Source organism: Nocardia sp. NPDC004582, from assembly GCF_053602115.1.
Window position 1 is genome coordinate 1 of record NZ_JBSGCY010000063.1, and the last position, 17,198, is coordinate 17,198.

Genomic DNA, 17,198 nt, shown 5'->3' on the forward strand with positions numbered 1-17,198 from the left:
GGCTGCCGCTCGCCCCGCGGCCGCCGCGCACGGTGCTGCTCACCGGCGCCAACGGCTACCTGGGCCGGTTCCTGTGCCTGGAATGGCTGGAGCGCCTGGAGGATTCGGACGGCACCCTGATCTGCGTGGTCCGCGGCCGCGACGCCGAATCCGCGCGGCAGCGGCTCGACGAGGTCTTCGACAGCGGTGATCCGGCGCTGCTCGCGCGGTACCGCGAGCTCGCGCGGCGCCGGCTGCGCGTGCTGGCCGGTGACATCGCCGCCCCGAATTTCGGCCTGGAGCACCAGGTGTGGCAGGAGCTGGCCGCCACCGTCGATCTGATCGTGCATCCCGCCGCCCTGGTCAATCACGTGCTGCCCTACGACCAGCTGTTCGCCCCGAACGTGGTCGGCACGGCCGAGGTGATCCGCCTGGCCCTGACCACGATTCGCAAGCCGGTGACCTACCTGTCCACGGTCGCGGTGGCGGCGCAGATCGATCCCGCGGTCTTCACCGAGGACGGCGACATCCGTGAGATCAGCCCCGTGCGCGCCCTCGACGACGGGTACGCCAACGGCTACGGCAACAGCAAGTGGGCCGGTGAGGTCCTGCTGCGCGAGGCGCACGAGCTGTGCGGGCTGCCGGTGGCGGTGTTCCGGTCCGACATGATCCTGGCGCACACCACCTTCGCCGGTCAGCTGAACCTGCCCGACATGTTCACCCGTCTGCTGCTCAGCGTGCTCGCCACCGGCCTGGCCCCGAAGTCGTTCTACGCCTTGGACGCTCGTGGCGAGCGGCAGCGCGCCCACTACGACGGGCTGCCCGCCGACTTCACCGCCGCCGCCATCACCGCCCTCGGCGCCCGTGTCACCGCCGGTTTCGAAACCTACGACGTGCTCAACCCGCACGACGACGGCATCTCCCTCGACGAATTCGTCGACTGGCTCATCGAATCCGGCCATCCCATCGATCGCATCGACTCGCACCGGGAGTGGTTCACCCGCTTCGAGACCGCCCTGCGCGCCCTGCCCGAGCAGCAGCGCACCCACTCGGTGCTGCCGCTGCTGCACGCCTACCGCCGTCCCGCGCCGCCCATCGCGGGCGCGGCGCTGCCGGCCAAGCGTTTCCAGGCCGCGGTGCAGCAGGCGAAACTCGGCCCGACCGGCGATATCCCGCATCTGGACCGCTCGCTCGTCGACAAGTACGCGGCCGATCTGAGGCTGCGCGGCCTGCTGCGCTGACCGGCGGCCTGCTGCTGTGACCGGCGGCTAAGCCCCTGATCCGGTTGCCGCCGCGGGGATTTCGAGCCCGTGCTGGACGGCGGCGACGGCGTCGTCGAGGATCTCGTAGAGGTCGCGCAGCGACGGGTTCGCGCCGGCCACCCAATGGTCGAGCCCGACGCCGAACGCCGCGAAGCAGGTCGCGGCGGCCAGTTTCGCGCGCAGGTCGTCGACGCCGATCCCGGCCCGGTGGGCGAAGCTGCGCGCCAGGGCGTCGCGGCGGCCGAACGCCCCGGTGAAATTCTCCTGGCGCAGTTGCGGATTGGCGATCAGCACCAGTCGGGCCCGCCGTGCGGTGTCGGCCTGGCGGCGGCGCAGGTCGAGTTCGGTGTCGTCGAGCAGGAAGTCGCGCAGCGCCGCCCGCACCGCGACGAACACCGCCTCGTCCGGTGGGCGGCGGTCCAGGGCGGCCAGCACGTAGGACATGACGTCCTCCTCGTGGCTGAAGATCACGGCCGTCTTGCCGGGGAAGTGGCGGTGAAAGGTGCGCCGCGAAACCTGTGCGGCGTCGGCGATCTCCTGCACGGTGGTCGCCTCGAAGCCGCGCCGCTCGAACAGTCGCAGCGCGGCGTCGATCAGCTCCCGCCGCACCCTGGCCTTCTCTCGTTCCCGCATCCCCGTGGGCGCCGTCATTCCGACCTTTCGTGCCGTGTCACCCCCTGGTGTCTCACAGTGACACTTCTCAGGATAGTCTAGCTGAAGTGTCTCACTGTGACACCGGAGCGAGACGAGTACGAGAGGACTCCTCGATGACGCGATGTGCCTGGCCCCGCCGCGGTGGCGCCATGATCACCATGCTCTCGGCGGCCGTGCTGGCCACCGGGCCGCTCGCCGCCACGGTGGCGGCCGACCCGCCGGCCCGGGCCGAGAACGCGGCGCCGGGCGCGGTCGTCGCGAATGCGGAGCTGCCGCGACAGCTGTGGCTCGACGGCACCGGGTCGGCCCGCAAGCTCACCTACTGGACCCGCGATTCGGCCGATCAGCCCGCGCTGTCCACCGGCGTCGTGTTCACCCCGGCGGGCACGCCGCCGCCCGGCGGCTGGCCGGTGCTGTCGTGGGAACACGGCACGGTCGGCATCGGCGACGACTGCGCGCCCTCGGTGACCGGTCGCTCCGACCGCGACAACGGCTTCCTGGCCACCTGGCTGCGGCAGGGCTACGCCGTGGTCGCCACCGACTACATCGGGCTGGGCACGCCCGGCGTGCACGCCTACCTCGACGGCCGCGCCGAGGCGCACGCCGCCATCGACATGGTGCGCGCCGCCCGCGCGGTGGACGGGTCGCTGGCCTCGAAGTGGGTCGCGATCGGTCAGTCGCAGGGCGGCGGGGCCGCGGTGTTCACCGCGTCGCTCGCGACTCGCTATGCGCCCGAACTGGATTACCGCGGCGCGGTGGCCACCGGCCCGGCCTCCAATATCGTCGACGCCGCCACGCTGATCGGCCCGGGCACCACCGTCGGGTCCTCGCACATCACCGCCTACGCCACCTACGTGCTCAACGGCCTGCAGGCGGCCCGCCCGGACTTCGACCTGGACAGCTACCTCAGCCCGCAGGGCAAGGACCTGGTCGAGGATGCCAAGACGCTGTGCTTCGCGCCGCTGGCCGACCGCGCCGAGGGGCTGACGCTGGGGCAGCTGCTGTCGCGCCCGCTGGCCCAGGGTGATTTCGTGCCCACCGCGCGCTCGGTCATGGATGTGCCGCTGACCGGCTACGACCGGCCGCTGTTCATCGGTCAGGGCACCAATGACACCGACGTGCCCGCGCCGCTGACCGCCAAGCTGGTCGCCGACATGGCGCTGGCGGGCACCTTCCCCGAGGTGCACGTCTACCCGGGCAAGGACCACAGCGGCGCGATGCTGGCCTCGCTGGCCGACAGCGTGCCCTTCGTGGCCCGGCTGTTCGCCTGACGCGAACCGGTCGGATCATGCGAAAGGCCGAGTGGCGCAATGTCACTCGGCCTTTCGTGTGGATCGGTGTCAGCCGCTGGTGACGGTGGTGTCGATGAGTCCGAACACCTCGCCCTGCGGTCCGGACACGATGCCCATGCGCCCGAAGGGGCTGTCCGAGGGACCCATGAGGACGGTCGCGCCCAGCGATTTCGCTTTGTCCAGGGCGGCGTCGGCGCCCGCGACCTGGAACCAGGTGAGCCAGTAGCTGGGGCCCGCGCCCGGCTGCCCGGTGCTGTCGGCCATGCCGCCCATCGGCCGTCCGTCCGGCCCGGCGAAGGTGGCGTACGGCATCTGCTCGTTGCCGATCTCGTCATACGACCAGCCGAACACGGCCTGGTAGAAGTCCTGCGCCGACTTGTAGCCGTTGCTGTGCAGATCGTTCCAGCAGTACGCGCCCGGCTCGTTGAAGATCCCGGCGCCGGTGTGCGCCTTGGCTTCCCACACGCCGAACACCGCGCCCGCGGTGTCGGCGGCGATGAACATGCGCCCGACGTCCATCACGTCGAAGGGCGGCATGAAGATCGTGCCGCCCGCGTCGGTCACCGCGCCCGCGATGGCGTCGGCGCTGTCGGCGGCGAAATAGGTGGTCCACACCGAGGGCATGGGGTCGGGGCCCATCTTGGGTCCGATGCCCGCGGCGGGTTTGCCGTCGAGCATGGCCATCAGATAGCCGCCGGCCTCGGGCGGGCTGTCGAGGACTTCCCAGCCGAGCAGCTGGGAGTAGAAGGCCCGCGCGGCGGCGGGATCGTCGACCGAGCAGTCGACCCAACACGGAGTTCCTTGCGGCCAAGCTTTATCTGTCGTGGGCATCCGGATCCTCCCGATAACGGTCGGTGGCGGCCGGCCGCTGCGGTCGGCCGGTCATAGAATACCGATTGGTCCGCCCTGATCGGCGCGATCTGTCCAGGTCAGACGTCCAACGCTCCGACCACGTCCTCGAAGGTGTCGCGGGCGAGCAGTTCCGCGTAGAACCCATTGCGCTCGACCAGTTCCCGATGCGTCCCGCGCTCCACCACCCGGCCGCGGTCGAGCACCACGATCTGATCGGCGTCGCGGATGGTCGACAACCGGTGCGCGATCGTGATGGTGGTCCGATTCGCCGACAGCGTGTCGATGGCCGCCTGCACCTCCCGTTCGGTGCGGGTGTCCAGCGCGCTGGTCGCCTCGTCGAGCACCATGATCGGCGGATTGCGCAGGATCGCCCGCGCCACCGCCAGCCGCTGCTTCTCGCCGCCGGAGAACCGGTAGCCGCGCTCGCCGACCAGGGTGTCGTAGCCGTCGGGCAGGCTCATGATGTGGTCGTGGATCTGCGCCGCGCGCGCCGCGGCGTGCAGTTCGGCCTCGGTGGCATCGGGTTTGGCGAAGCGCAGGTTGTCGGCGACCGAGGAGTGGAACAGATAGGTCTCCTGCGACACCACGCCCACCGCCGCGGACAGATCGGCGAACGACAGGTCGCGCACGTCGACCCCGTCGACGGTGACCCGTCCGGTCGTCACGTCGTAGAGCCGCGCCACCAGATAGCCGAGAGTCGTCTTGCCCGAACCGGTTTCGCCGACGATCGCCAGGCTGGTCCCGGCGGGCACGTCGATGTCGATGTCGCTGAGCACCTCCCGGTCCGCGTCGTAGGCGAAGCCGACCCGATCGAACCGCACCGCGCCGGTCACCCGCTCGGGCAGGGCCGCGGGCCGCTCGGGCTCCTCGATATCGGGTCGCAGATCCAGGTATTCGAAGATCCGCCCGAACAGGGCCAGGGAGCTCTGGATGTCCACGCCGGTGGACAGCAGCATCACCGACGGCCGCAGCAATCCGCTCTGCAGCGTGGTGAACGCGACCAGGGTGCCGATCGACACCAGCGGGTGCCCCGAGGCCACGGTCATCCCCGCCGCCCAGTAGACCACGGCGGGCATGGCCGCCATCACGATGGAGATGGTGGACTGCCGCCACCGCCCGGCCATGCTGGCGCGGATCTCGAGATCCACCAGCCCGCGCGATTCCCGGGTGAAGTCCTCGACCAGGGCGGGCGAGCGGCCCATGGTGCGCGCCAACAGGATTCCGCTCACCGACAGCGATTCCTCCACGATCGCCGACATGCCCGCCAGCTTGCGCTGCTTCTCGCCGGTGATGCGCCGACGTTCGGAGCCGACCCGGCGGCTGATCCACACGAACAGCGGCAGCATCGTCAGCGACACCAGCGTCAGCCGCCAGTCGAGGGCGAACATGGCGATGACCGCGGCGACGACGGAGGTGAAATTGGAGACCAGGGAGGTCAGCGTCGACGTGACGGTGGATTGCATGCCGCCGATGTCGTTGGCGATGCGCGACTGCACCTCGCCGGTGCGGGTGGCGGTGAAGAACGACAGCGGCATCGATTGCAGCCGCGCGTAGACCGCCGAGCGCAGATCGTGCATGACGTCCTGGCCGACGCCGGTGGAGATGTAGGTCTGCAGCACGCCGAACACGCTGTTCAGCGCCGCCACGGCGATCATGCCCGCGGCCAGCAGGGTGAGCAGGCCGGTGCGGCCGCCGGGCAGGGCGTCGTCGATGATGCCGCGCAGCAGGAACGGGGAGGCCAGACCGGCCAGCGAGGCCAGGCCGACCAGGGCCGCGACCACGGCCAGGCGTCCCCGATAGGGGTGGAAGAGCCGGACGATCCGGCGAAGTTCTGTTTCCGAAGTCTGATTCGCTTTCGAAGTCACAGCGCCTCCTTTCGCAGGGAGTCACACGCTATAACTGAGTCTGACTCATTATTGTTCCGAGGACAATGAGCTATGCTCGGAATCATGTCGAGCACGCCCGCGGACCAGCCGCGCGCCCCCGGGGAACCCCGCGAGGACGACCTCGCCGAGTTGTTCCTGCGCGCGACCAAACGCCTGCACCGCACCCAGGCCACGCGCCTGTCCCCGCTGGGCCTCACCCCGGCCCAGGCCCGCGCGCTGCGCATCATCGGCCGCGCCGCCGAACACGGGGACGAACCGCTGCGCATGTCCGCGCTCGCCGACCGGCTGGGCATCGTGCCGCGCTCGGCCACCACCGTGGTCGACGCCCTGGTCGCGGCGGGTCTGGTTGCGCGCGAGGCGGATCCGGCCAATCGCCGGGCCACCCTGGTGACCGCGACCGCGGCCGGCCGCGAGGCGCTGGACCGCATGTTCGCGGCCCGGCGCGAGGCGGCGGAGGAGATGTTCGCCGCCCTCACCCGAGAGCAGCGCTATACCCTGCGCGATCTGCTCGCCGCACTGACCTCCGGCGAATCCGCGCCGCGCTGAGGGGGCATACAGTCGGGCGTGTTCGACGATCCGAGCTCGTCATCTCCCTCAGCAAGGAGCCCGATAATGCCGCGTGAGCTGGCCGACCTGCCCTTCGCCCGGTTCCTGGAACCGCAGGACGCGCTGCGCGACGAAGGCGCGTACGACTGCGCGCATTTCGACGGCCTGTCCCTGGACGACCCGCAGCTGCGCGGGGTCACCTTCACCGAGTGCGCCATCTCGGCCACCACGGTGAACGGCGGCTTCTTCCGGTATTCGCGCTTCAACGACGTCTGGCTGGGCAGCACCCGCTGGATCCGCACCGACCTGTCCGAAACCAATTGGATGGACGCGGAATTCGTGATGGCCGCGCTGTCGGGGGTGGAGGCGTTCGGTTCGGTGCTGCGCCGGGTGAGCTTCCACAACTGCAAGTTCGATTCGGTGAACCTGCGCGGCGCGACGCTCACCGACGTCTCGTTCGTGGACTGCGTGCTGCGCGATATGGATATCAGCGAGGCCAAGCTGACCTCGGTGAGCTTCCCGGGCTCGGAGATCTCGGGGCTGTCGCTGCGCAACGCCAAGTTGAAGAAGGTGGATCTGCGCCAGGCCCGCTCGATCGGCGTCTCGAGCGGTGTCGAGTCGCTGTCGGGCGCGCTGGTCACCAACAATCAGCTGCTCGAGCTGGCCCCGGTGTTCGCGCACGCGTTCGGGATCGTGGTCAAGGATCTCTGAGAGTTAGTAGCGCTAGTGAACTAACTCGAGTTACCCTGCTCACATGACGGAGTGGCGGCCCACGGCCTGCATCCTGTGCGAGTGCAACTGCGGCATCCAGGTGCTGCTCGGCCCGGACGGCCGGTCCTTCGAGAAGATCCGCGGCGACAAGCTGCATCCGGCCTCGGAGGGCTACACCTGCAACAAGGCCCTGCAGCTGGACCGCTACCAGAATGGGCGCACCGGCCGCCTGACCTCGCCGCTGCGCCGCCGCGCCGACGGAACCTTCGAGGAAATCGATTGGGACACCGCGATTTCCGAGATCTCCGCCCGGCTGCTCGAGATCGGCCACCACTTCGGCGGGGAGTCGATCTTCTACTACGGCGGCGGCGGGCAGGGCAATCACCTGGGTGGCGCGTACGCCCCGGCGACCATGGCCGCCTTCGGTATGAAGTACCGCTCCAGCGCGCTGGCGCAGGAGAAGACCGGCGACTTCTGGGTGGGCGCGCGCATGACGGGCTACCCGATGCGCGCCGATGTCGAGCACGCCGAGGTGGCGTTCTTCATCGGCAAGAATCCCTATCAGTCGCACGGCTTCCCGCGGGCGCGCACGGTGCTCAAGGAGATCGCCAAGGATCCCGCGCGGTCCATGATCGTGCTCGATCCCGTGCGCACCGAGACCGCGGAACTGGCCGACTTCCACCTGCAGCTGCGGCCCGGCACCGATGTCTACCTGCTCACGGCCATGGCCGCGATCCTGGTGCGTGACGACCTCCTCGACGACGACTGGCTGGCCGCCCACACCACCGGCCTCGACGCCGTGCTCGAGGTGCTGCGGGCGGTGCCGATCGAGAAGTACTGCGCCATCGCCGATGTCGATCCGGAGCTGGTGACCGCGGCGACGCACCGGCTGGCGGCAGCCGAATCGGTGGCCGCGCTCGAGGACCTCGGCGTGCAGATGAACCGGTACTCGACGGTGGTCAGCTACGTCGAGAAGCTGGTGTGGCTGCTCACCGGCAATGTCGGCAAGCCCGGTACCCAATACGCTTTCACCGGTCTGAGCAATCTCGGCCACGACCGCGGCCACCCGGCCGGGGAGGGCCCCAAGAGCCCGGTGGCGGGCGCACCGATCGTGAGCGGGCTGGTGCCGTGCAATGTGATCAGCGAGGAGATCCTCACCGACCACCCCGCGCGCTACCGGGCCATGGTCGTCGAGAGCGCCAATCCCGCACACTCCCTGGCCGATTCGGCCCGCATGCGCGAGGCGTTGCGCGCGCTGGAACTGGTGGTCGTCATCGACGTCGCCATGACCGAGACCGCGCGCGAGGCCGACTACGTGCTGCCCGCGCCCACCCAGTTCGAGAAGTTCGAGGCCACCTTCTTCAACTTCGACTTCCCGCGCAATATCTTCCACCTGCGCCACCCGGTGCTGCCCGCGCCCGAGGGCGTCCTGCCCGAACCCGAGATCCACGCCCGCCTGGTCGAGGCCGCGGGCGTGCTGAGCGAGGCCGACTACGCGCCGCTGCGGGCCGCCCTGGCCCAGGGCCGGGAGGCGTTCGCCCTGGCCTTCCTGGGCATCTTGGGCGACCCGGCGCGCTCGAAACTGGCTCCCGTGCTGCTGTATCGGACGCTAGGACCGACCCTCCCCGATGGCGCGGCGTCCGCGGCGCTGCTGTGGGCGGCCGCCTACAATATGGTGCGCAAATTCCCGGCCAGCGTGGAACGCGCCGGGTACGGCACCGGTCTGGAAGCCGGGGAGCGGCTGTTCGAGGCGATCCTGGCGGGCAAGCACGGCATCGTGATCTCCGAGGACGACTACGAGGAGACCTGGAACCGGGTGCGCGACAAGGTGATCCGGCTGGAGGTGCCCGAGCTGCTGCGGGTGGTCGCCGCCCTGCCCGAGCCCGCCGCCGACACCGCGGCCTGGCCGTTCGTCCTCTCGGCCGGGGAGCGGCGGGCCTTCACCGCCAACACCATCTTCCGGGATCCGGCCTGGCGCAAGCGCGATGCCGCCGGAACCCTGCGCATCAGCACCGGCGACGCCGAACGGCTCGGGCTCAACGCCGGCGACCTGGTGCAGGTCACCACCCGCCGCGGCAGCGCGCGCGTGCCCGTCGAACCGACCGACCGGATGCGCTCGGGCCATCTGTCGCTGCCCAACGGTTTCGGCCTCTCGGTCGCCGACGCCGACGGCACCCCGGTCACCACCGGGACCGCGCCCAACGAGCTGACCTCGGTCGAGGACCGCGACGAATGGGTCGGCACCCCCTGGCACAAGTACGTTCCCGCCCGCCTGGATACCGTGACCACATGAAACGTACGAGTTTCGCGAACTGGCCGTGCACCGTCGCCCGCACCGTCGACCTGCTGGGCGACTGGTGGACGCCGCTGATCCTGCGCGAAGCTTTCTACGGCGCCAAGCGTTTCGACGATTTCGAATCCACCCTCGGGCTCAGCCGCAATGTCCTCACCCAGCGGCTGACCCGGCTGGTGGCGGCGGGCCTGCTCGACAAGGTCCCCTACCAGGACCGTCCGGTGCGTCACGAATACCGGCTCACCACCCAGGGCCGCGACTTCTTCCCGGTGATCGCGGCCATGATGGCCTGGGGCGACCGCTACCTGGCCCCCGAGTCCGGCGAACCGGTGCTGCTGCGCCACACCGCCTGCGACCACGACACCCACGCCGAGGTGGTGTGCGCGCACTGCCGCGAACCGCTGCGCCACGAGGACATCTCCGCCCGGCTGGGCCCGGGCTTCCCGGACCGGCTGCGCGACGCGGCCCTGGCGACGGGCCGCTTCGCCGGCGAGCCCTGAACCAGGGGTGTTCTAAGCTGCAAGCACTATGGCCCTGAACGCGACTCTCCACACCTTCGCCGTGCAACTGTCCGATATCGATCGGGGGGTGTACGAGGAGCTGGATCTGCGGGTCGCCCAGCATCCTTCGGAGACGGCCGAATACATGCTGACCCGGGTGCTGGCCTACTGCCTCGAATACGAGGAGGGCATCGCGTTCAGCGTCGGCGGCGTCTCCTCGACCGATGAGCCGCCGGTGCTGATCCGCGACCTCACCACCCGCATGACCGCCTGGATCGATGTGGGCGCCCCCGAGGCCGCCCGCATCCACCGGGGCAGCAAACTCGCCGACCGCGTGGTCATCTACACCCACCGCGATCCGGTCAAGGTGCTCGCGCAGCTCCCGGCCAAGCGAATTCACCACGCTTCGGAGATCCGCGTCTACTCGTTCGATCCCACCTTCATCGAGGACGCGGCCCAGCACCTGCAGCGCCGCAACGCGCTCACGCTCTCGATCTCCGAACGGCATCTGTACCTGGAGCTCAACGGCGATACGCTCTCGACCGACATCGAAGAGCACCGCCTCTCCTGATGGCCGCCTCCCGTCGACGCCTGATCAGCGTGGCCGTGGCCATCGCGGCCGTGCTGACGGTGACGGTCGGCTGCGGTCAGCGACACCCCGGGACCGACGATCAGCCGGACTACAGCGGCCCGGCCGGGCAGGTCATCACCGTGATCTCCGATTCGCCCGAGGCGACCACGGCCACCCTCAGCGCGTGGGATCGGGTTGGGGCGCAGTGGGTTCGGGCGATCGGACCGCTGCGGGCCGATGTCGGCGCGCAGGGCATCGGCCCCGCCAGCGAGTCGGCGACCCGCTCACCCGCCGGAATCTGGTCGCTGACAGAGGCTTTCGGCATCGCCGACGACAATGGCACCCGGCTGCCGTACCGGCGGGTGACCACCTCGGACTGGTGGGTGTCGGACACCGCGTCGCGGTACTACAACACGCATTACAGTTGTGCGCCGGGCAGCTGCCCGTTCGACGAATCGGCCGGTGAGGATCTGGGGAGCGCGGGCCCGGCCTACGATCACGCCGTCGTCATCGACTACAACCGCGCCCCCGTGGTCGCGGGGGCCGGATCGGCCTATTTCCTGCACGTCGGCGACGGCCACCCGACCGCGGGATGCGTCGCGGTTCCCGCCGCCGACCTGGACCGGCTCATGCGCTGGCTGGATCCGGCGCGCGGGCCGGTCATCGATATCGCCGTCCGGGAATAGGCCCCGAAAACCACGAATTCACAGTCGAAACACCTTGTGCCTGTTCTCACAATGTCGCACATGCGACCTGCGGGTTACCGGGCCGGGTGAATAGCCACGGCTTCCTCCGGAATCGCGCGAAAAGCATGTTTGACGTGTGGCAATTCCATCATCGCGCGCCAGCTATCGCGTGCGCACCGCAAAAGCCAGCATGTTTCGGGCAACTAAGGTTCGGGTATTCGACTTTGTCGAACGCGAAAAGGAATTGAAAACATGGGTGCGAGCCTGATGATCGTGGGGGACGACTACGGGGTCCGCGGCTCCTTGCGGGCGGCGATGGAAGAGGAAGGATACGAGGTCGCCGAGGCGGGCGCGGGTGAGGCCGCGCTGGAACAGCTGCGCGTGAACGGCGCGCCGGACGTGATGGTCGTCGACCTCATGTCCGGTGAAATGGACGCCTTCACCTGTATTCGCGAGGTCCGCCGCGCCCACGAGGTGCCGATCATGGTGGTCAGCGCCAGCGACGACACCCACGACGTGGTCGCCGCCCTGGAGGCGGGGGCCGACGACTTCGTCACCAAGCCGTTCGAGATCAAGGAGATCAGCGCGCGCATGCGGGCGCTGCGACGGCGCCCGCACCTGGGCGGGCTGCCCGACGAATCGGTGACCGAACCGCTCACCGAGATCGTGCTCGACCCCGACGAGGCTGCGCCGCTGGTGCTTTCGCCCGAGGGCGGCTCGGTGCGCCGGGGCGAGGAGCAGATTCCGTTGACCATCACCGAATTCCGGCTGCTGTGCGAGCTGGCCGCGAATCCCGGCCGGGTGCTCACTCGCACCCTGCTGCTCGAAAGAGCCTGGGACGAAGGCTTCTTCGGCGACGAACGGCTCGTCGACGTCCATGTGCGGCGCTTGCGCACGAAGATCGAGGTCGATCCCTCCGATCCTCGGATCGTGGTGACGGTGCGTGGCCTCGGATATCGCCTCGACATGCCCCGCTGAGGCCCGGTCCCGGCGCGGAGTCATGGGATCGTCATGAGATCGCAATGCGTTCGCATGGAAGACCTCAACGTTGCTTGGTCAGGCTGGGATGGTCATGCAGATCCCAATCAGCAAATTTGACGCGATATCCCAGCAAACCATCCAGATCCGGGAACCCGAGCTCGCCGACGGCGCCCACATGTGGCAGATCGCCGAGAACTCCCGGGTACTCGACACCAACTCCAGCTACGCCTACCTGCTGTGGTGCCGCGATTTCCCGTCCACCTCCATGGTCGCCGAGATCGACGGCGAGGTAGCCGGATTCGTCATCGGCTACACCCGGCCGGCGTGGCCCAATGTCCTGTTCGTCTGGCAGGTGGCCGTGGATCGGCCGCACCGCGGGCACGGGCTCGGCGTGGACATGCTCGACGCGCTGCTGGAACGCACCACCGCGCACGGCATCAACCAGCTCGAAACCACCATCGCGCCGGACAATCCGGCGTCGGTGGCCATGTTCGCCGCCCTGGCCCGCCGCCGTGGCGCGGCCCTGACCCGCACGACCTTGTTCTCGGCGGATCAGTTTCCCGGCGGGCACCAGCCCGAGGATCTCTACCGCATCGCACCGGTGACCACTCAGGAGGAACCGCGATGATCACCACCACCCCCGACCTGTCCGTGTTCGCGGATCTGGAATCGAATGTGCGCGGCTACTGCCGCTCCTGGCCGACGGTGTTCGACACCGCCTCGGGAGCCTGGCTGCGCGATGAGACCGGCCGCGAATACCTGGACTTCTTCGCCGGCGCGGGCGCGCTCAACTACGGCCACAACAACCCGGTGCTCAAGCAGTCGCTGCTGGACTACATCGCCGGCGACGGCCTGACCCACGGCCTGGACATGTCCACCGTCGCCAAACGCGAACTGCTGGAGTCGCTGCGCGAGCGCATCCTGCGCCCGCGCGGCCTGGACTACAAGGTGCAGTTCCCAGGACCCACCGGCGCGAACGCGGTGGAGGCGGCGCTCAAGCTGGCCCGCAAGGTGACCGGCCGCACCGAGATCCTCAACTTCACCAACGCTTTCCACGGCATGACGCTGGGCGCGCTGTCGGTCACCGGCAATGCCGCCAAGCGCGCGGGCGCGGGCGTGCCATTGCAGCACGCCACCTCGATGCCCTTCGACGGCTACCTCTCCGGCGCGGACGGCGACTCCTTCCAGTGGATGGAGCGGGTCCTCGACGACGCCTCCTCGGGCCTGGACAGCCCCGCGGCCGTCATCGTCGAGACCGTGCAGGGCGAGGGCGGGGTCAATATCGCCGGTGTGGAGTGGCTGCGAAAGCTGGCCGGATTGTGTTCCGCGCGTGAGATTCTGCTGATCGTCGACGACGTGCAGATGGGCTGCGGCCGCACCGGCCCGTTCTTCTCCTTCGAGAACGCCGGCATCACACCCGATATCGTCACCCTGTCCAAGTCGATCGGCGGCTACGGCCTGCCGATGGCGCTGGTGTTGTTCAAACCCGAACTGGACCAATGGAAGCCGGGCGAGCACAACGGCACCTTCCGCGGCAACAACCCGGCCTTCGTGACCGCGCGCACCGCCATCGAGCACTACTGGTCCGACGACGGCCTGGAGTCGGCCACCCTGGCCAAGGGCGCCCGCATCGATCGTGCCCTGACCGGCATGGCCGCCGCCTTCGACGGGGTGAGCGCCCGCGGGCGCGGCCTGGTGCACGGCCTGGTCTTCGACGACGCCTCCCAGGCGGAGAAGGTGTGCGCCGCCGCCTTCCAGCGCGGACTGCTGGTCGAGACCTCCGGTCCCGAGGACGAGGTGGTGAAACTGCTTCCGCCGCTGACCATTTCCGAGTACGAGCTCGATCACGGCCTGGAACTGCTGGCCGCGTCGGTGGATGTCGTCGGCAGCGGACGGGGGCGCTGACATGATCGTGCGCACCACCGCCGAGATCACCGGCACCGACCGCGATGTCGCGGGTCCGGGCTGGCGCAGCAAGCGCATCGTGCTGGGCGGCGACCGGGTCGGGTTCTCCTTCCACGAGACCACCATCGACGCCGAGACCGTCCACGAATTCCACTACCAGAACCACGTCGAGGCCGTGTGGCTGGTCGAGGGCGACGGCACCCTGGTCGATCTCGACCGCGGCGTCACCTACGAGCTGGGCCCCGGCTCCATGTATCTGCTCGACGGCCATGAACGCCACCGTCTGTTCGCCCGCACCCGGATGCGCATGCTGTGCGTGTTCAATCCGCCGGTGACCGGGCAGGAGGTCCACGACGAGAACGGTGTCTACCCGCTGGTCGCCGTCGACTAGGAGATTCGAATGACCTTGTCCGACTACGGATTGATCGATCGCTACCGCACCCGCACGGTCGCCGGGACGCCGCCCATCGAACGCGACGACCCGACGGTCTGGGGTCCGATCGACTCCCACGGCCTGGCCGAGTTCGACGACAACGGCTACGCCGTGCTGGACATGCTGCTCGACCCGGACGAGGTGCGGGCGGTGGCGGCCGAGATGCAGGACCTCACCAGCGATCCCGAGTTGCTGCTCGACGAGCGCGTGGTCATCGAGCGGGCCTCGCATCGGGTGCGCTCGGTCTTCGACGTGCACCGGCTCAGCCCGATGATCGGGGAGCTGGTGCGTCAGGACCGGATCGCCGGTCTGGCCCGCCAGATCCTCGGCTCGGATGTCTACCTGCATCAGGCCCGGGTGAACTACATGCCCGGGTTCACCGGCGCCGGGTTCTTCTGGCACTCGGACTTCGAGACCTGGCACGCCGAGGACGGTATGCCCGCTCCGCGCGCGGTGAGCCTGTCGATCGCCCTGACCGACAACTACCCGTTCAACGGCAGCCTGATGGTCATGCCCGGCTCGCACCGCACCTTCGTGCCGTGTCAGGGCGAGACGCCCGCCGACCATCACCGGGTGTCGTTGCGGGAGCAGCAGATCGGCGTGCCCTCGCAGGAGGCGCTCACCGATCTGGCGGGCAAGCACGGCATCACCCAGTTCACCGGTCCGGCGGGCTCGGCGCTGCTGTTCGACTCGAACCTGATGCACGGGTCCTCGGGCAACATCACGCCGTTCCCGCGCTCGAATCTGTTCCTGGTGTTCAACAGCGTCGAGAACACCTTGCGCGACCCGTACTCCGCACCGGGTCCGCGGCCGGAGTACCTGGCCGCCCGCGACTTCACGCCGCTGATCTGAGCCGGATCAGCTTGCGGCGGTGACGGTCCGATGCCCGCGCGTCCCGTGGAGGCGGCGGGCATCGGCCGGGGTCACCGTCTCCAGTCGCGCGGGCGGTGCACCCTTGATGTGCTGTTCGAGGATCCGCCCGGCCATCGGCGCGATGATCGGCGCGGCCATGATCAGGCCCTTCTTGTCGAAAAGGGTGAACAGCCAGACCAGGATCAGGCCTACCGGGCGCACCATCAGGTCCACGATGCCGGGCCGGTCGAATTGGCCCAGCTTGCGCTGCCACTTGGGCAGGGTCGCGATGGAGGCGAACGACAACAGCCGCGCCCCGATCGCGTAGGTCCAGCCCGCGCCGTTCTTGGGTGAGGTGAACAGCAGCTGCCGCATACCGTCCTGGGCGGCCTCCGAGGTGCACAGGCGCGCACGGACATCCGCGTAGTACTGGCGCACGCCCTCGCGGGTGATCGGCACGTCCTCGGGCTTGCAGGTCTGCAGTTCGGCGGCGATGCGGCATTCGCGCCAGTACCGCGCCTCCTCTTCGGGCGTCAGCCCGGGCCCGAACATCTCGTAGGCCTTGAGCACCGACTGCCAGCCGGTGATGTGGATCCACAACTGGGTCTCGGGGGAGTTGGCGCTGTAGCGCTGGCCGCTGATCGGCTCGATGCCGGTGTGCTTGGCGTGCACCGACATCAGATGCTCGGAGGCCTGGATGGCGGTGCGGGAATCGCCGATGGCCACGATCAGGAAGTAGGCGAAGGTGGCGTCGAGGCGGTCGCGCGGCTCGGAGTAGATCTTGCCGGTGTCGGCGACGGCCGCGGTGAGGAACGGATCGAAGTGCTCGAGGGTGACGGCGCGCTGGAATCCGATGACGGCGGTGGGGGAGGTCCACACCTTCCAGCTCGGGGAATCCGGGCCGAAGAAGCCGTAGTCGTCGCGGCGGAGGGTGGTCGGATCGAAGGTCACTGGGGCTCCTCTGCGGGCTCGATCCCATGCAATACAACGCCACCGTAGCAATTGCGCGCAATGAATACAACGGTGGCGTAGCTTTACCCTGGACGGGCGCGTGACCTCGCGATCCGAGATGACAGAATGGGGCCGATGACCGGTGTGGAGGCAGGGGATGAGGGCATGACGGCGGACCGGCCGCGCCGGCGCTACGCGCCCCGGCTGCCACCCGGGGAGCGCCGCGCGCAATTGCTCGACGCCGCCTTCGCGGTCCTGGAGAAGGCCGAACTCCACGAGCTCAGCATGGAGGCCGTCGCCGCCGAGGCCGGGGTCGGAAAACCCGTGCTGTACACCGTCTTCAAGACCCGCGCCGAACTGGTCGCCGCGCTGCTGGAACGCGAACGCGAACGCGCTCTCGAGCAGGTCGCCGACACCCTGCCCACCGATCTGCTCGGCGCGGATCCTGTGGTCGCGGCCTCCGTCTCGGTGCGCGCGTTCGTCGATGTGGCCCTGGACAATCCGACCCGGTGGCGGCTGCTGCTCGCGGGGCCCGGCAACGCCCCGGACGAGTATCGCGAAGCCATCCGCAGCTCCCGCGCGGGCATCTTCGACCAGGCCGAGGCCCTGGTACGGATGGGCCTGGTCACCGACTCCCGCTGGGCTGGAATCGATTCCGGGCTGCTCACCAACTCGCTGCTCACCATCGCCGAGATGCTGGGCCGGATGGCGGTCAGCGAACCGGATGTATACCCCCGTGAACGCATCGAGGGATTCGTTCAGGCGATCGTCGCGCTACTCGTCGGCACCGGCCAATAGCCGAAAACGCCACCCTATCGCCCCTGGCGTCACGAAAGTGACCCTT

Annotated in this window: 18 protein-coding genes; 14 read left to right on the forward strand and 4 right to left on the reverse strand. The window is 69.1% G+C overall.

Annotated features, from left to right (window positions below; all coding sequences use genetic code 11):
* On the forward strand, positions 1 to 1,220 hold a 1,220-nt coding region (locus ACWELJ_RS18710), incomplete at its 5' end, for a thioester reductase domain-containing protein (protein ID WP_452367394.1).
* Positions 1,221 to 1,247: 27 nt separating this feature from the next.
* Here ACWELJ_RS18710 and ACWELJ_RS18715 read toward each other — a convergent pair.
* Positions 1,248 to 1,892, reverse strand: coding sequence for a TetR family transcriptional regulator (locus tag ACWELJ_RS18715; RefSeq protein WP_452367395.1), 645 nt, complete (start codon positions 1,890 to 1,892; stop codon positions 1,248 to 1,250).
* 116 nt (positions 1,893 to 2,008) lie between these two features.
* Between ACWELJ_RS18715 and ACWELJ_RS18720 the strand changes: the two genes are divergently transcribed.
* Entirely contained in the window at positions 2,009 to 3,166 is a 1,158-nt protein-coding gene (locus ACWELJ_RS18720) for a lipase family protein (RefSeq protein ID WP_452367396.1), read from the forward strand.
* A 69-nt stretch (positions 3,167 to 3,235) separates the two neighbouring features.
* Here ACWELJ_RS18720 and ACWELJ_RS18725 read toward each other — a convergent pair whose 3' ends face one another.
* Together ACWELJ_RS18725 and ACWELJ_RS18730 are read right to left on the reverse strand one after the other, a co-directional pair.
* Positions 3,236 to 4,018, reverse strand: coding sequence for a VOC family protein (locus tag ACWELJ_RS18725; RefSeq protein ID WP_452367397.1), 783 nt, complete (start codon positions 4,016 to 4,018; stop codon positions 3,236 to 3,238).
* Between the two features lie 98 nt (positions 4,019 to 4,116).
* A complete protein-coding gene (locus ACWELJ_RS18730; protein WP_452367398.1) occupies positions 4,117 to 5,904 on the reverse strand; it encodes an ABC transporter ATP-binding protein in 1,788 nt (595 codons plus the stop codon).
* An 84-nt stretch (positions 5,905 to 5,988) separates the two neighbouring features.
* On the opposite strand from ACWELJ_RS18730, the gene ACWELJ_RS18735 reads away from it, so the two are divergent.
* The 11 genes from ACWELJ_RS18735 (at position 5,989) to thpD (ending at position 15,403) form a co-directional block, all read left to right on the forward strand.
* The gene (locus ACWELJ_RS18735) at positions 5,989 to 6,471 is read left to right on the forward strand and encodes a MarR family winged helix-turn-helix transcriptional regulator (protein ID WP_452367399.1); all 483 of its coding nucleotides are present in this window, start codon (positions 5,989 to 5,991) and stop codon (positions 6,469 to 6,471) included.
* Between the two features lie 66 nt (positions 6,472 to 6,537).
* Positions 6,538 to 7,182, forward strand: a complete 645-nt coding sequence (locus ACWELJ_RS18740) for a pentapeptide repeat-containing protein (RefSeq protein WP_452367400.1) — start codon at positions 6,538 to 6,540, stop codon at positions 7,180 to 7,182.
* 43 nt (positions 7,183 to 7,225) lie between these two features.
* Positions 7,226 to 9,475, forward strand: a complete 2,250-nt coding sequence (locus tag ACWELJ_RS18745; RefSeq protein WP_452367401.1) for a molybdopterin-dependent oxidoreductase — start codon at positions 7,226 to 7,228, stop codon at positions 9,473 to 9,475.
* Entirely contained in the window at positions 9,472 to 9,975 is a 504-nt protein-coding gene (locus tag ACWELJ_RS18750; RefSeq protein ID WP_452367402.1) for a winged helix-turn-helix transcriptional regulator, read from the forward strand. The genes ACWELJ_RS18745 and ACWELJ_RS18750 overlap by 4 nt, the downstream gene beginning before the upstream one ends.
* A 28-nt stretch (positions 9,976 to 10,003) precedes the next feature.
* Complete coding sequence (locus ACWELJ_RS18755) at positions 10,004 to 10,546, forward strand: YaeQ family protein (protein ID WP_452367403.1); 543 nt, start codon at positions 10,004 to 10,006, stop codon at positions 10,544 to 10,546.
* A complete protein-coding gene (locus ACWELJ_RS18760) occupies positions 10,546 to 11,232 on the forward strand; it encodes a L,D-transpeptidase family protein (protein ID WP_452367404.1) in 687 nt (228 codons plus the stop codon). The genes ACWELJ_RS18755 and ACWELJ_RS18760 overlap by 1 nt, the downstream gene beginning before the upstream one ends.
* A gap of 252 nt (positions 11,233 to 11,484) precedes the next feature.
* Positions 11,485 to 12,210, forward strand: a complete 726-nt coding sequence (locus tag ACWELJ_RS18765) for a response regulator transcription factor (RefSeq protein ID WP_452367405.1) — start codon at positions 11,485 to 11,487, stop codon at positions 12,208 to 12,210.
* 94 nt (positions 12,211 to 12,304) lie between these two features.
* The gene (gene ectA, locus ACWELJ_RS18770) at positions 12,305 to 12,841 is read left to right on the forward strand and encodes a diaminobutyrate acetyltransferase (RefSeq protein ID WP_452367406.1); all 537 of its coding nucleotides are present in this window, start codon (positions 12,305 to 12,307) and stop codon (positions 12,839 to 12,841) included.
* A complete protein-coding gene (gene ectB / locus ACWELJ_RS18775; RefSeq protein WP_452367407.1) occupies positions 12,838 to 14,118 on the forward strand; it encodes a diaminobutyrate--2-oxoglutarate transaminase in 1,281 nt (426 codons plus the stop codon). Before ectA ends, ectB begins: the two co-directional genes overlap by 4 nt.
* A 1-nt stretch (position 14,119) precedes the next feature.
* The gene (locus ACWELJ_RS18780; protein WP_452367408.1) at positions 14,120 to 14,509 is read left to right on the forward strand and encodes an ectoine synthase; all 390 of its coding nucleotides are present in this window, start codon (positions 14,120 to 14,122) and stop codon (positions 14,507 to 14,509) included.
* Between the two features lie 9 nt (positions 14,510 to 14,518).
* Positions 14,519 to 15,403: an ectoine hydroxylase gene (gene thpD / locus ACWELJ_RS18785; protein ID WP_452367409.1), complete on the forward strand. Its 885-nt coding sequence runs from the start codon at positions 14,519 to 14,521 to the stop codon at positions 15,401 to 15,403.
* A 6-nt stretch (positions 15,404 to 15,409) separates the two neighbouring features.
* Here thpD and ACWELJ_RS18790 read toward each other — a convergent pair whose 3' ends face one another.
* Positions 15,410 to 16,354 (reverse strand): oxygenase MpaB family protein, encoded by a 945-nt coding sequence (locus tag ACWELJ_RS18790; protein WP_452367410.1) that lies wholly within the window; start codon positions 16,352 to 16,354, stop codon positions 15,410 to 15,412.
* Positions 16,355 to 16,489: 135 nt separating this feature from the next.
* Between ACWELJ_RS18790 and ACWELJ_RS18795 the strand changes: the two genes are divergently transcribed.
* A complete protein-coding gene (locus tag ACWELJ_RS18795; RefSeq protein WP_452367411.1) occupies positions 16,490 to 17,152 on the forward strand; it encodes a TetR/AcrR family transcriptional regulator in 663 nt (220 codons plus the stop codon).
* The last annotated feature ends 46 nt before the right edge of the window (positions 17,153 to 17,198 follow it).

Bases quoted from the DNA above. Each gene is read 5' to 3' on its own strand.
- ACWELJ_RS18715 (WP_452367395.1), bottom strand. From the start codon at position 1,892: ATGACGGCGCCCACGGGGATGCGGGAACGAGAGAAGGCCAGGGTGCGG.
- ACWELJ_RS18795 (WP_452367411.1), top strand. From the start codon at position 16,490: ATGACCGGTGTGGAGGCAGGGGATGAGGGCATGACGGCGGACCGGCCG.
- ectB (WP_452367407.1), top strand. From the start codon at position 12,838: ATGATCACCACCACCCCCGACCTGTCCGTGTTCGCGGATCTGGAATCG.
- ACWELJ_RS18725 (WP_452367397.1), bottom strand. From the start codon at position 4,018: ATGCCCACGACAGATAAAGCTTGGCCGCAAGGAACTCCGTGTTGGGTC.
- ACWELJ_RS18765 (WP_452367405.1), top strand. From the start codon at position 11,485: ATGGGTGCGAGCCTGATGATCGTGGGGGACGACTACGGGGTCCGCGGC.
- ACWELJ_RS18750 (WP_452367402.1), top strand. From the start codon at position 9,472: ATGAAACGTACGAGTTTCGCGAACTGGCCGTGCACCGTCGCCCGCACC.
- ACWELJ_RS18745 (WP_452367401.1), top strand. From the start codon at position 7,226: ATGACGGAGTGGCGGCCCACGGCCTGCATCCTGTGCGAGTGCAACTGC.
- ectA (WP_452367406.1), top strand. From the start codon at position 12,305: ATGCAGATCCCAATCAGCAAATTTGACGCGATATCCCAGCAAACCATC.
- ACWELJ_RS18780 (WP_452367408.1), top strand. From the start codon at position 14,120: ATGATCGTGCGCACCACCGCCGAGATCACCGGCACCGACCGCGATGTC.
- thpD (WP_452367409.1), top strand. From the start codon at position 14,519: ATGACCTTGTCCGACTACGGATTGATCGATCGCTACCGCACCCGCACG.
- ACWELJ_RS18735 (WP_452367399.1), top strand. From the start codon at position 5,989: ATGTCGAGCACGCCCGCGGACCAGCCGCGCGCCCCCGGGGAACCCCGC.
- ACWELJ_RS18755 (WP_452367403.1), top strand. From the start codon at position 10,004: ATGGCCCTGAACGCGACTCTCCACACCTTCGCCGTGCAACTGTCCGAT.
- ACWELJ_RS18760 (WP_452367404.1), top strand. From the start codon at position 10,546: ATGGCCGCCTCCCGTCGACGCCTGATCAGCGTGGCCGTGGCCATCGCG.
- ACWELJ_RS18740 (WP_452367400.1), top strand. From the start codon at position 6,538: ATGCCGCGTGAGCTGGCCGACCTGCCCTTCGCCCGGTTCCTGGAACCG.
- ACWELJ_RS18720 (WP_452367396.1), top strand. From the start codon at position 2,009: ATGACGCGATGTGCCTGGCCCCGCCGCGGTGGCGCCATGATCACCATG.